18 protein-coding genes and 1 tRNA gene are annotated in these 18,369 nt (G+C 43.0%); 9 read left to right on the plus strand and 10 right to left on the minus strand.

Going from position 1 to position 18,369, the window contains the following annotated elements; translation table 11 throughout:
- Positions 1–35 precede the first annotated feature (35 nt).
- Positions 36–668: a multifunctional acyl-CoA thioesterase I/protease I/lysophospholipase L1 gene (gene tesA / locus AACS90_RS06865; RefSeq protein ID WP_193757215.1), complete on the minus strand. Its 633-nt coding sequence runs from the start codon at positions 666–668 to the stop codon at positions 36–38.
- On the opposite strand from tesA, the gene ybbA reads away from it, so the two are divergent.
- Together ybbA and ybbP are read left to right on the plus strand one after the other, a co-directional pair.
- Positions 639–1,325: a putative ABC transporter ATP-binding protein YbbA gene (gene ybbA, locus AACS90_RS06870; RefSeq protein ID WP_099122246.1), complete on the plus strand. Its 687-nt coding sequence runs from the start codon at positions 639–641 to the stop codon at positions 1,323–1,325. The two genes, tesA and ybbA, sit on opposite strands and share 30 nt — an antisense overlap.
- A complete protein-coding gene (gene ybbP, locus AACS90_RS06875; RefSeq protein WP_099122247.1) occupies positions 1,322–3,754 on the plus strand; it encodes a putative ABC transporter permease subunit YbbP in 2,433 nt (810 codons plus the stop codon). The genes ybbA and ybbP overlap by 4 nt, the downstream gene beginning before the upstream one ends.
- A 103-nt stretch (positions 3,755–3,857) precedes the next feature.
- Here the strand turns inward: ybbP and AACS90_RS06880 are convergent, their stop codons facing one another.
- Both AACS90_RS06880 and AACS90_RS06885 read right to left on the minus strand, forming a co-directional pair.
- A complete protein-coding gene (locus tag AACS90_RS06880) occupies positions 3,858–5,123 on the minus strand; it encodes an MFS transporter (protein ID WP_099122248.1) in 1,266 nt (421 codons plus the stop codon).
- A gap of 566 nt (positions 5,124–5,689) precedes the next feature.
- On the minus strand, positions 5,690–6,034 hold the full coding sequence (locus AACS90_RS06885) for a hypothetical protein (protein ID WP_099122249.1): 345 nt from the start codon (positions 6,032–6,034) through the stop codon (positions 5,690–5,692).
- Positions 6,035–6,563: 529 nt separating this feature from the next.
- Between AACS90_RS06885 and AACS90_RS06890 the strand changes: the two genes are divergently transcribed.
- Together AACS90_RS06890 and AACS90_RS06895 are read left to right on the plus strand one after the other, a co-directional pair.
- Complete coding sequence (locus AACS90_RS06890; protein ID WP_099122250.1) at positions 6,564–7,325, plus strand: trypsin-like serine protease; 762 nt, start codon at positions 6,564–6,566, stop codon at positions 7,323–7,325.
- Between the two features lie 383 nt (positions 7,326–7,708).
- On the plus strand, positions 7,709–8,326 hold the full coding sequence (locus tag AACS90_RS06895) for a riboflavin synthase subunit alpha (protein WP_099122270.1): 618 nt from the start codon (positions 7,709–7,711) through the stop codon (positions 8,324–8,326).
- A gap of 116 nt (positions 8,327–8,442) precedes the next feature.
- Here AACS90_RS06895 and purK read toward each other — a convergent pair whose 3' ends face one another.
- From purK to ppiB, 4 genes are all read right to left on the minus strand, one after another.
- Positions 8,443–9,510, minus strand: a complete 1,068-nt coding sequence (gene purK / locus AACS90_RS06900; protein ID WP_099122251.1) for a 5-(carboxyamino)imidazole ribonucleotide synthase — start codon at positions 9,508–9,510, stop codon at positions 8,443–8,445.
- Positions 9,507–10,061: a 5-(carboxyamino)imidazole ribonucleotide mutase gene (gene purE, locus AACS90_RS06905; protein ID WP_099122252.1), complete on the minus strand. Its 555-nt coding sequence runs from the start codon at positions 10,059–10,061 to the stop codon at positions 9,507–9,509. Before purE ends, purK begins: the two co-directional genes overlap by 4 nt.
- A 163-nt stretch (positions 10,062–10,224) precedes the next feature.
- Positions 10,225–10,947 (minus strand): UDP-2,3-diacylglucosamine diphosphatase, encoded by a 723-nt coding sequence (locus tag AACS90_RS06910; RefSeq protein ID WP_099122253.1) that lies wholly within the window; start codon positions 10,945–10,947, stop codon positions 10,225–10,227.
- Positions 10,948–10,958: 11 nt separating this feature from the next.
- Positions 10,959–11,453, minus strand: coding sequence for a peptidylprolyl isomerase B (gene ppiB / locus AACS90_RS06915; RefSeq protein ID WP_099111334.1), 495 nt, complete (start codon positions 11,451–11,453; stop codon positions 10,959–10,961).
- Between the two features lie 281 nt (positions 11,454–11,734).
- Between ppiB and cysS the strand changes: the two genes are divergently transcribed.
- Complete coding sequence (cysS, locus tag AACS90_RS06920) at positions 11,735–13,117, plus strand: cysteine--tRNA ligase (RefSeq protein WP_099122254.1); 1,383 nt, start codon at positions 11,735–11,737, stop codon at positions 13,115–13,117.
- 80 nt (positions 13,118–13,197) lie between these two features.
- Here cysS and sra read toward each other — a convergent pair whose 3' ends face one another.
- The 3 genes from sra to folD all read right to left on the minus strand — a co-directional run bounded on the left by sra (position 13,198) and on the right by folD (position 14,744).
- On the minus strand, positions 13,198–13,434 hold the full coding sequence (gene sra, locus AACS90_RS06925; RefSeq protein ID WP_099111332.1) for a stationary-phase-induced ribosome-associated protein: 237 nt from the start codon (positions 13,432–13,434) through the stop codon (positions 13,198–13,200).
- 222 nt (positions 13,435–13,656) lie between these two features.
- The gene (gene ybcJ / locus AACS90_RS06930; RefSeq protein ID WP_099122255.1) at positions 13,657–13,869 is read right to left on the minus strand and encodes a ribosome-associated protein YbcJ; all 213 of its coding nucleotides are present in this window, start codon (positions 13,867–13,869) and stop codon (positions 13,657–13,659) included.
- Complete coding sequence (gene folD, locus AACS90_RS06935) at positions 13,869–14,744, minus strand: bifunctional methylenetetrahydrofolate dehydrogenase/methenyltetrahydrofolate cyclohydrolase FolD (protein ID WP_099111330.1); 876 nt, start codon at positions 14,742–14,744, stop codon at positions 13,869–13,871. The genes ybcJ and folD overlap by 1 nt, the downstream gene beginning before the upstream one ends.
- 193 nt (positions 14,745–14,937) lie before the next feature.
- On the opposite strand from folD, the gene AACS90_RS06940 reads away from it, so the two are divergent.
- The 4 genes from AACS90_RS06940 to AACS90_RS06955 all read left to right on the plus strand — a co-directional run bounded on the left by AACS90_RS06940 (position 14,938) and on the right by AACS90_RS06955 (position 18,256).
- Positions 14,938–15,014, plus strand: a tRNA-Arg gene (locus AACS90_RS06940).
- A gap of 165 nt (positions 15,015–15,179) precedes the next feature.
- Entirely contained in the window at positions 15,180–16,394 is a 1,215-nt protein-coding gene (locus tag AACS90_RS06945) for a tyrosine-type recombinase/integrase (RefSeq protein WP_099122256.1), read from the plus strand.
- A gap of 216 nt (positions 16,395–16,610) precedes the next feature.
- A complete protein-coding gene (locus AACS90_RS06950) occupies positions 16,611–16,817 on the plus strand; it encodes a helix-turn-helix transcriptional regulator (RefSeq protein ID WP_099122257.1) in 207 nt (68 codons plus the stop codon).
- 41 nt (positions 16,818–16,858) lie between these two features.
- Entirely contained in the window at positions 16,859–18,256 is a 1,398-nt protein-coding gene (locus tag AACS90_RS06955) for a DNA primase family protein (protein WP_241538258.1), read from the plus strand.
- Positions 18,257–18,369 lie beyond the last annotated feature (113 nt).

Consider the following 18,369-nt stretch of genomic DNA (forward strand, 5'->3'; position numbering starts at 1 on the left):
GGCATAAATGATTTACTATTAATAAGTGAACATTTTTACTTATGGGTAATATATGCCGATAGTTTTCTGGACATCCAATCTGCAATAAAAGGTTGTGCGGCCTGATTGGGGTGCAACCCGTCATCTTGCATCCATTCTGGTTTGATAGCAACTTGCTCCATAAAAAAGGGCAATAAAGGGATATCATTATTTTTTGATAAAGCAGGGTAAATTCCGGCAAAAGATTCGGTGTAACGTTTCCCATAATTGGGCGGAATGCGGATTTGCATTAAGAGCGGCTGAGCTTTGTTTTGTTTGACTAATGAAATGACTTTTTGCAGATCCTGTTCTATTTGCCGAACGGGAAAACCACGTAGCCCATCGTTAGCCCCGAGTTCTATTAAAACCCATTTGGGTTTGTGTTGTTTCAGTAATTCAGGCAGGCGTTCAAAACCTTGTGCTGCGGTATTCGCGCTGATACTACCATTAATGATATTCACTTTATTACCGGATTGATGCCACTGGTTTGCCATAAGAACAGGCCACGACTGCTCAACCGGCAGGCGATAACCAGCACTGAGGCTGTCTCCTAATATCAGCAGAGTATCAGCTGCCATTGCTCTGGCGCTGCATAGCATTAACAATAAAAGGAAAAATACATGGCTGTAGAGTGTGCTCTTGAAGTTCATAATCTCATTAAATATGTTGGTGAAGGGGAACAGGTAATTAATATATTGCAAGGTGTTGAGCTGCTTGTCGAGCCAGCGCAGACAATTGCATTAATTGGTGAATCAGGTTCAGGGAAATCGACCCTTTTGGGTATTATTGCTGGTTTGGATGACGGTAGCTCAGGTGAAGTTCATTTGCTGGGGCAGAATATCAGCCGTATGAATGAGGAACAGCGGGCACAGCTACGGGCAGAAAATATCGGTTTTGTTTTCCAGTCGTTTATGTTGATCCCTACTTTGAATGCACTGGAGAATGTTCAGCTTCCCGCACTTCTGCGCGGAGAATCTGAAAGTCAGAGTCGCCAGCAGGCTATCGAATTACTGGAGCAACTGGGTTTGGGCAAACGCCTGAAACACATGCCAGCCCAGCTTTCAGGTGGGGAGCAGCAGCGAGTTGCATTAGCCAGAGCGTTCAGTACCCGCCCTAAAATTTTGTTCGCAGATGAACCGACAGGCAATCTTGATCGTCAGACCGGTGAACGTATTGCGGATCTCCTGTTTTCACTCAACCATGATTATGCGACCACACTGATTTTGGTTACTCACGATAGCCAGCTTGCTGCCCGCTGCCAGCGGCGCTTACGTCTGGCAGACGGAAAATTACAGGAGGAAGTATGATCTGGCGCTGGTTCTGGCGTGAGTGGCGTACTCCATCTCTGTTGATTGTCTGGTTATCGCTGACGCTGGCTGTGGCTTGTGTCTTGGCGCTGGGGCGTATTGGTGATCGTATTGATCAGAGTGTTCATTATCAGAGCCGCGATTTTCTGGCTGGCGATCTGGTATTACGGGCATCATATCCTATTGATCCATCCTGGCTGCAACTGGCACAGAAAAAGGGGCTGACACTCAGCCGACAGATATCATTTTCAACGATGACTTATGCGGGAGACGTTCCACAACTAACGGATGTAAAAGCCGCCGATAAACATTATCCGTTGTATGGTGAACTGGAAACCAGCCCTCCGGGACTGAAGCCGGAAAAAGGTTCAGTTCTGGTTGCCCCGCGTTTGATGGCGTTATTACATATCAAAGTGGGAGATAGCCTTGAGGTTGGTGATACCACACTGAAGATCAGTGGAGAACTTTTGCAGGAGCCGGATAGTGGTTTCAATCCGTTCCAGCTCTCTCCCCGGATCTTAATCAATATCGATGATGCGCAAGCGACGGGTGCTATTCAGCCGGGAAGCCGTCTGACATATCGTTACATGTTTGCTGGTTCACCAGATGCGATTCAGCCATTCCAACAATTAATTGATCCTGAATTAAAAGCGGATCAACGCTGGCTAACATTGAAACAGGATAATGGCGCGCTGGCAAAATCCATCGAACGAGCCCAGCAATTCCTGTTGTTATCAGCCTTGCTGACATTATTGCTGGCTGTCGCTGCCGTCGCGGTTTCTATGACGCATTATTGCCGCAGTCGCCATAATCTGGTTGCAATACTGAAAACGCTGGGAGCCGGGCGTTGGGCACTACGCAAATGGATCATCGGGCAGTGGCTGGTGATATTACTCGCGGCAACTGTTGTTGGTTCCGTATTGGGGCTGGTTTTTGAAGCTGCTCTGATCCGGGTACTGGCTGCGATGTTGCCTAAAATGTTGCCGGAAGCAGGGATGTGGCCGTGGGTATGGGCGATTGGCGCTCTGTTCAGTATTGCTCTGCTGGTGGGGATCCGTCCTTACCGCCAGTTGATGGCAACCCAGCCCTCCAGAGTATTGAGAAGTGGTGTTTCTGCCAGTATCTGGCCACTACGCTATTACCTGCCTGTAGTCACTCTTCTTATCGCCGGAGGATTAATACTGTTGGCAGGGACTGAACCACTATTATGGTCGTTACTGGCGGGGGTCCCTGTTGTAGCACTTTTATTAGGTGGATTAGGCTGGAGTGGTCTGTGGTTACTGCGTCGTATCACATTTCGTCAGCTGAGCTTGCGTCTGGCTGTGAGCAGGCTGTTATGCCGACCATTCCAGACAATGACTCAGCTGGCCGCGTTTTCACTCTCTTTCATGCTACTGGCATTGCTGGTAATGGTGAGAGGAGATTTACTGAACCAGTGGCAGCAACAGTTACCGCCGGATAGCCCGAATTATTTCCTGATCAATATGACTCAACCACAACTCACACCAGTGGATGAGTTGTTGGCACAATATGACGTAAAGCCTACGGAATTTTATCCGGTGGTACTGGCGCGTCTGACAGAAATTAATGGGCAGTCTGCGGTTGAATGGGCTGACAAAGTACATCCTAAGAGCACGACGGTGCGGCGTGAACTTAACTTAACATGGAAAAAAGAATTACCGCCGTTCAATACCCTTGTTGAAGGTAACTGGCCGCCGCAATCAAAGGAAGTGTCCCTTGAGCAGGGAGTTGCGGATCGGTTGCAGATTAAAATCGGCGATAAACTGACTTTCACCGGTGACACCAGAACTTTTGACGTCACAGTCAGCAGTATTCGCAAAGTAGACTGGGAAAGCCTGCATCCGAACTTTTTCTTTATTTTTGATAAAGAAACACTGGCGCAGCAGCCTCAGACATGGCTGACCAGCTTCCACTATGTCGGAAACGGGAAATTACTGACAGAAATTAATCGTCATTTCCCGACAATCAGCATGCTGGATATTGGTTCTATGGTTAAGCAGATTCAAGGTATCTTGCAGCAGGTTAGCCGGGCACTGGAAATCATGGTTGTGCTGGTAATGATATGTGGTGGGTTACTCTTATTGGCTCAAATTCAGGTCGGTATGAGCCAGAGGCAGCTTGAGCTGGTGGTGTATCGCACACTGGGAGCCAGTAAGAAACTATTGCGGCGTACATTATGGAGTGAATTCGCCTTGCTTGGTTTTATGGCTGGTCTGGCGGCGGCATTTGGGGCTGAAATTGCCCTTTGGCTGTTACAGACTAAAGTTTTTGAGTTTCCGTGGCAGCCACAGTGGCTGATGTGGATCCTGTTGCCGGTTATCAGCAGTCTGTTACTTTCACTTTGTGGGGGTTGGCTGGGAGTGCGGCTGTTGCGCAGGCAGGCGCAATACCGGCGCCTACCGGAATAAACAAAACGTTTCTGTTCTATTCACTTTTAACACATTACCGATAATGGGAAGCTTTGGCTTCCCATGCTTCAGAACAACAAATTTCCGGGCGATGCAGGCAATCCTATTTAGTTTTAACTGAAGCGTCTCTTATTTTATGGCTGGGTGGTTTCATCACCATTGTTACGGTTAACACAGCAAAAACAGGGAAAGCAATGATGAGGAAAGCCCAGGTAAAACTACCGGAATAATCTTTAATAGCTCCAGCGAAGAAAGGAGCCAAACAAGCCAATGTAGAAATCAGATTCATGATCGAGAATAGTTCCAGATAAGGCTTACGACCAAAATAATTGGCGAGCAATACACTGGAAGCGAGAAAAGTCATGCCGTATCCCATACCGACGAACAGCGTAAATGCAATCAGGAATGGCCATGAAGAGGCAATACTCAGCGCGATTAAGCCAAGAATAATAATAGTCAGGCTACCAAGCAGTAATTTTTTCGGCTCAAGCCATTCCCCGACAGCACCTCCGGCCAGTCTTGAGAATGCATTGATAAAAGCCATGGAGCTTAGTAATCCTGCGGCAATGGCTTCATTGAAACCATTTTCAATAATATGGGCTACAGCGAAACTATTAACCGTAATACCACACCACAAAAATGCCGTGTAGGTGGCCGCAATAACATAAAACTGCCATGTCCGTAGTGCCTGATGGGCTGTCCAGAACTGTTGGGTGCGATATATACTGGATGAGTTTTCCCTATTATTTTTTTGGCTAACTGCCTTTGCGTGGGCAATTTCCTTTTCCCCTTCCCGAAGGGTGAAAATAGTCACGATAACAAAAACAGTGAGCACTATGGCTGAGATCATCCAGTGCATTCGCCAAGTTCCCCAGACCCGGGTTGCCAGAAAATAGATCCACGGGCCAATCACGCCGCCCAGTCCGCCAATTGTAAAATAGAACCCGAAAGCCAGAGACTGTTTTTCATATAATCGTGAAATAACATAGGTGCCGGGTACAGTGGCCAGAAAGGTAAAACCGACACCAATTAAAGCCGTTCCAATGAAATATGATGCAATGGCATGGGTATGATAGAGGTTGTAGAAGCCAGCCAGAAAAATCAGTAACCCAATAAAGAGTGTGAACCGAACACCGACCCTGCGAATAAACACGGTTGGCAGGAAACTGGACAGCCCGCAGGTCAGGCCAAGCAGTGTGAACCCTAAACCGGCATCAGTCCAGCTCCAGCCCAGTTCATTAATCATGCTGGGAAGGACAACACCCAATGACGTAAAGGTTGTTGCTGTGGATAGAAAATAGACCATGCCTAAAAGTATCAGCAAAAACCACTGATAAGTACGCCCGAATTTGTCGTATTGAGTGGACATTATGACCCCATCAAGGATATGAACCGTTAAAAACAGCACTATTTTAAGTGGTTATCAGGAAAAACTGTATCGAATAAACACACCATAGCTCAATTGGTTAGTACGAAAATAAGATGTATCTTTGATTTTGTATTTATTTTTGACCGGGTTGAGGAAAAAAAAGCCTATAGATGACTGGCTTGATATCCTAGTTGTTTTCCAAGTGATAAAGCAATTTTGGTTGAAAGTTAAACACTTTTGAAGTAAAGACTGGTATCAATTGATGGAGAATTGACAAAATTAACGAATTACACTTAACCTTTTTCATTATCTTATGGAAAATTACATAATTTTCGCTGTTATCAATTAAATTAACGTTACAATCAAAAAAAGTGCTAGTGTTAAAACCAGCACTTTCATAAGGAGAAATGAATGGAAGAGGAGATATAGTATTTTTATTATTTAAAATCTGATTTTTATTTCATGGAAGAATTAGTATTTCCTACCATCATTACATAATAGTTAATATATTAACCTGTGATTTATTGCAGAATAATCTAGCTACGTCGTCATCATGATTTTGGGTTCTATTTGTTTTCTGGATCATTATTATCCTCTAAAGTTAGAGTGGATACGTTCAGATCTGTGCATGTTACGGTAATTTTATTAAAATTAAATTTTGCTAATATAAGTAGGTCAGAAATATTTTTTCCTCTAGGTGTATTAATTCCTACTTCTTTTGATAGACTCATAATAGAATCTGGATAATTACTTAAGGTAAATGTGGGGTGTTCATCTTTAGCGTTATAAATAATTTTACCAACATATCCAGTATAGGTTCCATTCTTGCCATCAGGACATCCAGCATAAGCTGAACTAATTGACCAAGTTATTAAAAAAACAATAATCATGAGTGGATTTGTGTATTTCATGATGTTACCTCTATCTTTTGTATTTAAATTATTATGCAATTTAAATTAATTCGGTTTTTTATAAATATTATTTAATAATATAGAAAAAATTTCCAGTCTGATTATGAATGCGGTTTTTCCACAAAGCTCAGAGAATATTATGATAACCACTTTATGTGCTTTTAATTATAGCACCTATATCATGAAGTCAATGTTACTAGAGAAAAATACCTTTTAATACTGAATATGGTTTTATTTTTTAAGAAACTTATCTTTTTAATGAATTAGTTGTTTGTTTATGTGATTATTTTTAATTTTCTAATAACGGTTTAAATAAAGTAATAAAAATTAAGTTTATGGTTCTCTTTGAGTTTTTATTTGTTTCCATATAATGAATATATGATTTCTAAAAAATATTTTTACTGGTTAATTAATCATGAAAATTGAATGAGCGGCTATAATTCAATAATGATGACTGCATTTTCATTCTGTAGCTATCTCTAATTATAATAAGGTATTGAAATGTTATAACTTCATGAGGGAGTAAAAAATGAAAATTTGGATTAATATATTCATTGCAATTTTTTGTATGGGGATTTTCATAACAGAAAAGGGATTCGCAATAGCTGATGATCCACCGAATCCTAAATATGTTGGATCATATGTTAAGCTTTTATTTTCCTTTGACAATATACACCAGCGTGGTTCATATGAATGTGGCGGAGTAATTATTGGGAGTGACTTGGTTCTTACTGCTGCTCATTGTTTTGATGATAATTGGTTAAATGCCAAAAAAAGAGATGTGGAAGTCAGCTATGGGAAAATATATAGCAAAATGTTTGGTCGGAGTGCACACCTCTATTCGGGGAAAAGTTTAGTCAGGTTTATGCCGTCAGTTGATATAGCTATTTTCAAGGTAGATACTGATATGACTTCTATTGGAAAAGGCGCTGAGGTAGCAAAACTACCTGAATCATGCTCAAAAGGAGGCCCAGGAGTAGTATATCCCTTTGAGGGGATTGCATATCAACTAATGGGGGATGATGGGATTATATTACCACATACGATTTATCAGACAACGACAACACTAATTGAAAAGTTCAGTAAAATAGAGGCAATAAATGGTTATGAACTGAGAACACATATTACAGGAAGAAAGGGAGATTCAGGAAGTCCTATTTTTTCAAAAGACGGTATTTTACTTGGTATATTTTCACGTTTTTCTTTTTCCTATGAGTATTCTTACTTTCCTGCAATTTGTTATTATAGGCATCGGATTGAGGCTATAAAAGAAAAATTACATGGAAGTTAATGATATTTTTTGATTTTCTTATTTATAATAAAAGTGAAGTAACATTATTTCATGTGGAGAGAGTTATTTTGCAAACCGAATTAGAAAATAATAAGGCGTTTATTTTAATGTTAACGCCTTATTTTATTGTGGGAATGTATATTGTAATCGATTGAGTTCCTGATATTTTATAAGGAAGTTTACTCTTGAAGTTTAATTATATTGGATAACTATGGATGTGCTATAAAAGCACCAACTTTAGGATTTTTATACTTATCATGCTATATTAAATTCCTCTTTGATTTATATAAAGAATCATGGTGTGACAACGTAGTAAGTGTAACCATACGTGTTTAATGTATATTTTTTTAAAAATTAATGAATTAACTTCTGGAGTGAACGTCATGTATACAGGAATTGTTCAGGGTAAAGAAAAGGTATTATCACTCAATAATAATAATGGTTTCAGTACAATAACAATTAGCAACAATAACCGTCTTTTTGATGATGTTGCCATTGGTGCTAGCGTAGCGGTTGATGGCACTTGTCTGACAGTGACTCAATTCAATGAAGACAAAGTTTTTTTTGATATTTCTGATTTTACCGCTGATACCACAACACTAAAATTTCTTTCTATTGGTGATCAGGTCAATATAGAACGTTCGCATCAGATGAATAAAGAGAATGGCGGTCATAGTCTTTATGGGCATATAGAGGGTATAGCCGAGGTGGTTGAGTTTACTGCGATAGGAGAAACTTACCGGCTGGTTATCCGGATTCCTCAGGATAATATTAAATATTTTTTCCTGAAAGGTTTTATCGGGTTACATGGATGTAGTTTAACTGTCAATCATATTGATGAGGAAAATAAAACCATTACTTTAAATCTTATCCCAGAAACCTTAAGGATAACGAATCTTAATAAGGTTAAAGTAGGCGACTTCCTTAATTATGAAGTAGACCAAACAACAAGGACAATAGTGGATACTCTGTCCAGAACATTATCCAGGAATAATGTTTGATAAGAAAATTATCGTTGGTAAGAAAAAATAAAATACAGGAAGTAGTCGTGATCATAAGTAATTTACTACTTCCTGCTATCTTTATTATTCCATTGTGGCGGAATATGAAAAATGGATCAGCTTAATTTACTTTGTACCCATTCCAAACCATTTTGGTACTCTGCCGGCAATAATGCTATCAGGCTCTGTAATGTTGTTTTTAATGCATCTTGTTCCGGGTGAACCAGATTCAGATGACCCACTTTACGCCCCGGGCGAACTTCCTTGCCATACCAGTGTAAATGAACCAGCGGTAAACTGAGCCATTCTGGGTTTATTTCGGTGCCAATCAGATTGACCATCACAGAAGGGGACAGAACTTCCGGTTGAGGCATAGGTAAATTCAGAATTGCCCGTAGGTGAAGCTCAAACTGACTAATAGAAGCGCCATTTTGTGTCCAATGGCCACTGTTATGTACCCGTGGTGCCAGTTCATTGATAAGCAATTCATCACCGACAATAAAACACTCCATCGCCATAACACCAATGTAATTCAGATGATCCATAATGCCGGACAACATTTGTTCTGCTTGCTGTTGTAACTGACGATTGGCATTAGCAAAAGCAACACTTGTACGTAGAATCCCTTCCTGATGAAGATTATGGGTCAGCGGATAGAACACTGATTCTCCGTCGGCATTACGAGCTCCCACCAGAGAAACCTCCCCTGAGAAAGGGATCCCTTGTTCTACAATGCATTCACCATAAATTTCAGTGGGTAAATCCGTTTCTTTACCCGGCCGGATACGCCATTGCCCACGGCCGTCATAACCACCAACCCGACGTTTGACGATGGTGAAATCACCCAGTTCACTGAAAATTTGCGGCCATTGGCTAGGATCAGATAATAACTTCCACGGTGCTGTAGCCAGCCCAAGCGTGTTTAAAAGCTGTTTCTGTGGCAAGCGATCAGCAAGTAACGGGAAAATATCACGATTAATAAATGCTTTATGATGGGAAAGCTCGCGTGTTAAAGCCGTTTCAGGCCAGCGTTCAATTTCAGCTGTAATAATGCTGCTTTGATAGGGAACAGATTCTGGTTCAGCATCCAGCCCAATCGGATAGACGGCTATCCCTAATGGTTCGCCCGCCTGACGTAACATCCTGCCTAATTGACCATTACCCAATACACAAACAGGCTTCATGCATCCTCCCGGGGATCCGGATTTTCCAGAACATCCTGAGTTTGAGTCTGACGCCAGTTTTCCAGTCGCTGAAACAGAGTCTCATCATGTAATGCCAGAACCTGAGCTGCGAGCAAGGCTGCATTTGCTGCGCCTGCTTTACCGATAGCCAATGTACCCACAGGGATCCCTTTGGGCATTTGGACGATAGAATAAAGGCTATCCACACCACTCAGGGCTGCACTTTGTACCGGAACACCAAATACAGGAACTAATGTCTTGGCCGCAAGCATTCCCGGCAGATGTGCAGCACCACCCGCTCCAGCAATAATCACCTCAAAGCCATTTGCTTTCGCTTGTTCAGCAAAATGAAAAAGTTTATCGGGTGTTCGGTGAGCTGAAACAATTTCGACATGAAAAGGAAGATCAAGGGAAGCCAGAATATCAGCTGCGTGTTGCATGGTTGCCCAATCACTTTTTGAACCCATGACAATAGCAATTTTGGCATGATGCTGTATTTCGGTTGTTGCTGCCGTGGAGATAGTTTGTGCGGGATCAGGGCTTGCCGTCATAAATCAGATGCTCCTGTATTGGATGTCCACCAGAACAAAGTTCAAAATAATGTTGTCTTGAAATCCATTATGGATAAGGTGGTGGATAATATCATGCGAATTGCAGAAGGAAAACGTTTGCGTTGGTTGATTTTTTTATTTTTACAGAAAAAACTCACTATCTTCAAAAAGGAAAAGATACCAGTTCAATAGATGTTTCTGTCACTTTGAACATTGACCCTTGATGATGCCAGGCACCCAATACACCACGATGTAAGATTTTATCGCCGATGGGGATATCATGGATATCCGGGCGATGCGTATGCCCGTGGATCATCCAGTCCACTTGATATTTATTAAAATGTTCAATGACAGTCTGTTGATTGACATCCATGATCGATTCAGATTTCTGACTATTGGCGTACTGGCTTCCTGCCCGCATTCTGGCTGCAATTTTCAGCCGGATAAACAGAGGAAGAAGTAAAAACAGCCGTTGGATCCACGGAGTGTGTACCCGCTTACGATATTGCTGATAACCCTTGTCATCGGTGCAAAGAGTATCACCGTGCAGGATAAGAATGCGCTTACCGTAAAGTTCCAGAACTTTTTCCTGTGGCAGAAGAATCAGCCCGCTCTCTTTGGCAAACCGGGAACTTAATAAAAAATCACGGTTACCATGAATGAAATAACAGGAAACGCCTTTTTGTTTCAGAGAATTAAGTGCTTGTGCGATTTCCGCATGTAAAGGGTTGGGATCATCGTCACCAATCCAGTAATCAAAAAAATCACCAAGGATATACAGGCTTTCCGCATGGATTGCATCTTCACGTAAAAAACGTAGAAAACCGGCAGTAATTGCCGGTTCCTGCTCACTGAGATGCAAATCAGCAATAAACAGTGTACTCATGTAACGATTAATTATTCGCTGACAGTAACACGTTCAACGATAACATCTTCATGTGGTACATCCTGATGCATACCGCTGCGACCAGTTGAAACACCTTTAATCTTATCAACGACGTCCATGCCTTCTACAACTTCAGCAAATACGCAGTAACCCCAGCCGTCAGGGCGTTCTGAGCGGAAGTTCAGGAAATCATTATCAACAACATTGATAAAGAACTGAGCTGTTGCAGAGTGTGGATCATTGGTACGAGCCATTGCCAGAGTGCCACGGCTGTTTTGCAGACCATTATTAGCTTCGTTCTGGATAGGAGATTTAGTCGTTTTCTGCTTCATACCAGGCTCAAAACCACCACCCTGAATCATGAAGCCATTAATGACACGGTGAAAAATAGTGTTATCGTAGAAGCCTTCGCGGCAGTAATTCAAAAAATTTTCAACAGTTACAGGCGCTTTTTCAGCGAAAGTATTAATCACGATATCGCCGAAATTGGTATGGAAAGTCACCATAATAGAAATCCTAATAATATTTTTGACTGACCCTAATATTCTAGAGTGTGCGGAACAACGGCTTTTATACCATATCTGTGATCTTGAGTCAGTACTCAGCCATCCCGTGAGAATAAAGCTGATCGCAATGCTTGCAAAGTGCGGCGTATCAGGGTGAAATATCTAATCAGGCTTTTCTATTATAGTTTATTTATCTAGCTGATAAGGAAGCCCAAAATCAGCGGATTTATCCGCTTTTGTTTTTTATTACACGTACATCAATTTTTACGGAAAACCCACTGATGCTAAAAATTTTCAATACTCTCAGTCGCCAAAAAGAAGAATTTAAGCCGATCCATGAAGGGAAAGTGGGCATGTACGTGTGTGGCATCACCATTTATGATTTGTGTCACATTGGTCACGGCAGAACATTTATCGCATTTGACGTTATTGCCCGTTACCTGCGTTATTTAGGTTACGATTTAACTTATGTCCGTAATATTACTGATATAGATGATAAAATCATCAAGCGCGCGATTGAAAATAATGAAAGCTGTGATGCCTTGACTACCCGTATGGTGAATGAGATGCACAGCGACTTTGATGCGCTGAATATTATGCGTCCGGATTCAGAGCCACGTGCGATGCAGCATATTCCTGAAATTATTGAGCTTACTGAACTGCTGATCAAACGCGGGCACGCATACGTTGCTGATAATGGTGACGTGATGTTCTCTATCGATAGTAATCCTGATTACGGCCTGCTTTCCCGTCAGGATCTGGAGCAGTTACAGGCCGGTGCTCGTGTTGAAATTGCGGATGTTAAACGTAATCCAATGGATTTCGTGTTGTGGAAAATGTCCAAGCCGGGTGAGCCAAGCTGGGAATCTCCGTGGGGAGCAGGGCGTCCGGGCTGGCATATTGAATGTTCCGCTATGAACGCTAAACAGCTGGGACATCATTTTGATATTCATGGTGGTGGTTCAGATTTAATGTTCCCGCATCATGAAAATGAAATTGCACAATCTACCTGTGCTCACGATGGCCCTTATGTGAATTACTGGATGCATTCCGGTATGGTAATGGTGGATAAAGAGAAGATGTCGAAGTCTCTCAACAACTTCTTTACCATCCGTGATGTGCTGGCATATTACGATGCTGAGACAGTGCGTTATTTCCTGATGTCCGGTCACTATCGCAGCCAGTTAAATTATACAGAAGAGAACCTGAAACAGGCTCGTACTGCGCTTGAGCGCCTGTATACATCTTTGCGTGGTACGGATAAATCCGCTCAGCCTGTTGGCGGTGAATCCTTTGAGGCCCGTTTTGTTGAAGCCATGAATGATGACTTCAATACCCCAGAAGCTTATTCCGTACTGTTTGATATCGCTCGTGAAATTAATCGCCTGAAAGCTGACGATATGGCTGCGGCAAACGGGCTGGCAGCTGAGTTGCGTAAGCTGGCGGGAGTTCTGGGGCTTCTGGAGCAAGAGCCTGAACAGTTCCTGCAAGGTGGTGTTGATGACGATGGTGACGTTGCCCAAATCGAGGCACTGATTAAACAGCGTAATGATGCTCGTAAAAACAGAGATTGGGCTTTGGCCGATTCTGCGCGTGACCAGCTTAATGCAATGGGTATTGAACTGGAAGACGGTCCACAGGGCACAACATGGCGTCGTAAATAATCGATTGTAGACAGCCATAAAAATACCAAAACCGCCTCGCTGTAGGCGGTTTATTCTATGATATCTATCAGCTTAATATTTTATTGATTTTTATTCAGATGATTCGGATAAAAAGCATTTCCAGAGTGATAACTGATTTTTCCTGAAGAAGCGTCTCGTTTTTTGGAAATAAAAGACGAATGGTTCAGATGTTCAGGTATTTGATGTTTATCAGTATCGGCGTTGAGATTCAAAAGAGAAATAGTCACTCTACGTTTAGAATTGCTTAACTTATACGGCATGCCCAACAACCTTCTTGCAGCTCTATTACTTAACATAATCAACTCCTTTTCAGTTGTAAGTGAGCTTCTCAGTATAGCAACTAATAAAAAAACCAAAACATTTAAGGCGTGATTGTTTAATAAGCATCGCTGATGTCACAGATCTGTGTAACATATCCATCACGTAGAGCGGTATACAATAAAAAAAAAAACGGCACCTTAAATGCGTAACGCATAATAAAGTGCCGTTTCTTTGACGGGGATTAGCGAAGAGCTAAATTATTCTTTAACGCGAACAGAATCACCGTTGAAAGTAACAACTTTTCCTGCAACAATTTTGCAGCGTTTGCGAGTTTCCACCTGAGAATCAACTTCAACCAAACCCTCTGCGATAGCAGCTTTTGCTGCCGCACCGCTTTCACTCCATCCCTGAAGCTTCAGCAAATCACACAGTTCTACATAAGGGTGACCATCTAAATAAAAAATTTCCATCACTGTCCTTCAGTTTTGTTTACATCATGATATTCCTCGCAAGCCTGCAAGGTATTTTGAATCAGAGTCGCAACGGTCATCGGGCCGACACCTCCCGGCACAGGGGAAATCCAGCTTGCGTGCTCAGATGCTTTATCAAAATCAACATCCCCGATGACTTTACCATTTTCCAGACGATTGATGCCCACATCAATCACTATTGCACCGGGTTTTACCCACTCACCGGGGATAAAATTTGGTTTACCGACCGCGACGATCAATAAATCAGCCTGTTCTACATGCTGGCGTAGATCCGTAGTGAAGCGATGAGTGACTGTTGTAGTACATCCAGCCAGCAGCAACTCAAGACTCATCGGACGGCCGACAATATTGGAGGCCCCAATAATAACCGCATTTAACCCATAAGTATTGATATTACAACGCTCAAGCAGCGTCACGATACCTCGTGGCGTACAAGGTCGTAATCTTGGAGCACGCTGACACAGGCGACCGATATTGTAGGGGTGAAAACCATCCACATCCTTATCAGGGTGAATGCGTTCCAGAACTTTGACATTATCAATACCGGCAGGGAGGGGAAGTTGAACTAAAATACCGTCGATTTCGGGATCATTGTTCAAGTTATCTATCAGAGAGAGTAATTCGGCTTCGCTGGTGGTGTCTGGCATGTCATAAGAGCGTGAAGTAAAACCAACTTCCTCACAGGCGCGGCGTTTACTCGCGACATAAATTTGGGAAGCGGGATTTTCTCCTACTAAAACGACGGCAAGCCCGGGGGCCCGTTTCCCGGCAGCAACACGCTGCCTGACTTTTTCTGCAACTTCGCTTCTGATTGTCTGCGCAATCGTTTTCCCATCAATAATTTTTGCTGACATGTATTTAAGATTCCATCATCAATTATAGGAATGGGAGCTATTTTGTCAGAACATGAACGGCCTGTCAGTTTTAATGATAATCATAAAATGAGCATCTGAACGAAAAGGCCATTGACTCAATTCATTATGCCCGTATAATCCACGTCAGCATCAACACATTGCATTAATGATGTTTCTTATTTCACATCTCAATGCGCCCTTAGCTCAGCTGGATAGAGCAACGGCCTTCTAAGCCGTAGGTCACAGGTTCGAATCCTGTAGGGCGTACCATCCATTCATATCGTAACGTCTTCCGAAGTCTACAAAATCCCAATAAATACGCAGTGTTGGCCTTTTTCCGTTCTCCTATAGTCTAGTAAGGTATGTTGAAATCTACGATCTTATAGGGGTATATTTAGGGGTACGTTCAGGTTCAATGAAGTGAGATACCCCCGTATGAAGTTAACAGCCCGACAGGTGGACACTGCAAAGCCGAAAGAAAAACCCTATAAACTTGCCGATGGCGGCGGACTCTATCTATTGGTAAACCCGAATGGCTCTCGCTATTGGCGGTTAAAGTACCGGATCGCAGGCAAAGAAAAATTACTCGCATTAGGGGTATATCCTGAAATCTCCCTTGCCGAAGCACGAACCAAGAGAAATGATGCGCGGCGGACGCTATCGGATGGTAATGATCCGATAGAAGAAAAGAGAGCAGAAAAGGCCGCCAAAGTATTTGCGGTCAGCAATAGTTTTGAATCCATCGCTATTGAGTGGCACGAATATAAACGCCCTAATTGGTCAAAAGGCTATGCCGAAGACATTCTGGAATATCTGAAAAAAGACATCTTCCCGTATATTGGCAGACGTGCTGTTACCGAGATTAAACCTGCTGAAATGCTGGCTGTGCTGCGAAAAATGGAGCAACGCGGTGTTTTGGATAAATTGAAGAAAACCAGACAGGCGTGTCGGCAAATTTTCACCTATGCGGTTATTACCGGACGGGCTGAGTTCAACCCCGTTACCGATCTTGCCAGTGCACTCAAAGCGCCCAAGCAAAAACACTTCCCACACCTTTTAGCCGACCAGATGAATGATTTCCTCATCGCTTTGAGTGGCTATAGTGGCAGTCAGGTGACGCAATCAGCAACACGTATGTTGATGCTGACCGGAGTACGCACCATTGAGCTGAGAGAATCGGAATGGACTGAATTCGATTTCGATAACGATCTCTGGCAAATCCCTGCCGAACGAATGAAAATGCGCCGCCCTCACATCGTCCCACTATCAAATCAGGTTAAAGCCATTCTTATTAAACTGCATTCTATTACAGGGCGAGGGAAATACGTTTTCCCCGGCCGTAATGATGCGGGTAAACCGATGAGTGAGGCTGCTATCAATCAGGTTATTAAGCGTATTGGCTATGATGGCAGGGCAACAGGTCACGGTTTCCGCCATACCATGAGTACCATCCTGCATGAACAAGGCTATAACACAGCTTGGATTGAAACTCAGCTTGCTCATGTTGACAAGAACAGCATTCGGGGTACTTACAACCACGCTCAGTATCTGGATGGTCGCCGGGAAATGCTGCAATGGTATGCGGATCATATGGAGATGCTGGAACGAGGCGAAAATGTGCTGATTGGAAAATTTGGCAAAAGGGCGTAAATATATGATGATTTTTTGCGCAATCGTGCTCGTGGCACACGAGCTTGTTTTTTATACATAATGCCAATTAAAAGCCAAAATTTCCTGAAAAAATAAATTCAACAAATTGGAAAAACAATTAACGCTGTTCATTTAGTCTTGCTTTTTAAATAATCCGCCTGTCATCAAACAACGTCCACGATGAACGCTCAAGGACTCGGTAACAGGAGAAAAAATATGACAATGACAGCACCGAAGGAAAACTTTATTCGTTTGCCGGAAGTTCAACGCAGAACGGGTTATAGCAAAGCGTGGATCTATAAACTGATTAGTGCCGGAGAATTCCCGAAACAAGTCAAACTCGGCTCCCGCTCCGTCGCCTTTGTTGAATCAGAAATTGATAACTGGATTGCGCAGCGGATCGCGGAATCACGAGCGGCATAACATAGAAAAGAACATGACATACAACCAAGAAAAAAGCAGCTATTCAGACCAATGGCATCGAGTCTTCAAAATTGACATTATGCCAGATGGGAGCCAGCCAGCGCGGAGAGGTGTTACTGGCGCGTTATGATAGTGATTTAGCATTGGATGGCGCTTCGGAAACCGTGCATCACTATGACGGCATTGTCTGGCGTCCGGTCAGTGACCGCGATTTAAAGCGGGAAATGGTCGCGGCCTTTATGGAAGAGAAACTACCGTACTCACCGCATGGTATCAGCTCTGCCGTGGATGCTCTCAAATTACAGCTTCCTATGATGCAGCCACCAGAACGCCATTTAATCGGATTCAGTAACGGCGTGTTTGACCTGAAAGCCTGCCACTTCCGAGCTCATCGTAAAAGTGACTGGTTGCTACTGGCGAATGATGTTGCGTTCAATTCCCCTGTTTCGGGGGAAACCCTGAAAGACCATGCGCCACAGTTCTGGCGCTGGCTCAATCGGGCAACAGCCAACTGTGAGAATAAGTTTGAGCGGGTACTGGCAGCCCTGTTTATGGTTCTGGCAAACCGTTACGACTGGCAGTTGTTTCTGGAAATCACCGGCGCTGGAGGCAGTGGAAAAAGTATCCTTGCTGAAATCTGTTCAATGCTGGCAGGCAAAGGCAACACTGTTTCTGCGAGTATGGCTGCACTGGAAAACCCACGGGAACGGGCGCTGATTGTGGGATACTCGTTGATTATCCTGCCAGATCAAACTCGCTATGTGGGCGATGGCTCCGGTATCAAAGCCATTACGGGTGGGGATGAAGTCGCTATCGATCCGAAACATAAACAGCCCTATTCAACACGCATCCCTGCTGTGGTATTGGCGGTAAACAATAATGCCATGAGTTTCAGTGATCGCAGTGGTGGCGTATCACGGCGTCGAGTGATTTTCAATTTTTCCGAAGTTGTGCCGGAAAATGAACGTGATCCACTTCTGCGGGATAAAATCGCGGCAGAACTACCTGTAATTATTCGGCATCTGCTGCATTGGTTTGTTGACCCACAAGCCGCAAGGCGTTTACTGGCAGAGCAACAAAAGTCCGCAGAAGCGCTGGATATCAAACGTGGCACCGATCCACTGGTTGATTTCTGCGGTTATCTGGTGGCTTCTCATGAAACTGATGGTCTGTTAATCGGTAATGCGGAGATTGTGCCGTTCAATCCCCGTAAGTACCTTTATCATGCTTACCTTGCCTATATGAAAGGTAACAATCTGAATAAACCTGTTTCCGTAACCCGTTTTGGTATGGATATGCCGGGCGCACTGGCGGAGTATAACCAGCATTACCTGCGCAAGAAAAGCAAATACGGCATTCGCAGTAATCTGAGCCTGAATATCGACACGGCTATTGGGTGGATGCCAAAACTGGCAAGGGATAACCTGCCAGAAGAATAATTTTTTTCTTTATTGATAATAATTTTCAAAGAAATATAAAAAGTGTTCACTACTGTTCACCTTATAATTTAAAAATATATATCAATACGTTATAGGGTGAATAGTTATTTTTA

The organism is Xenorhabdus sp. KK7.4 (genome assembly GCF_963876465.1).
Taxonomy (GTDB): Bacteria; Pseudomonadota; Gammaproteobacteria; order Enterobacterales; family Enterobacteriaceae; genus Xenorhabdus; species Xenorhabdus stockiae.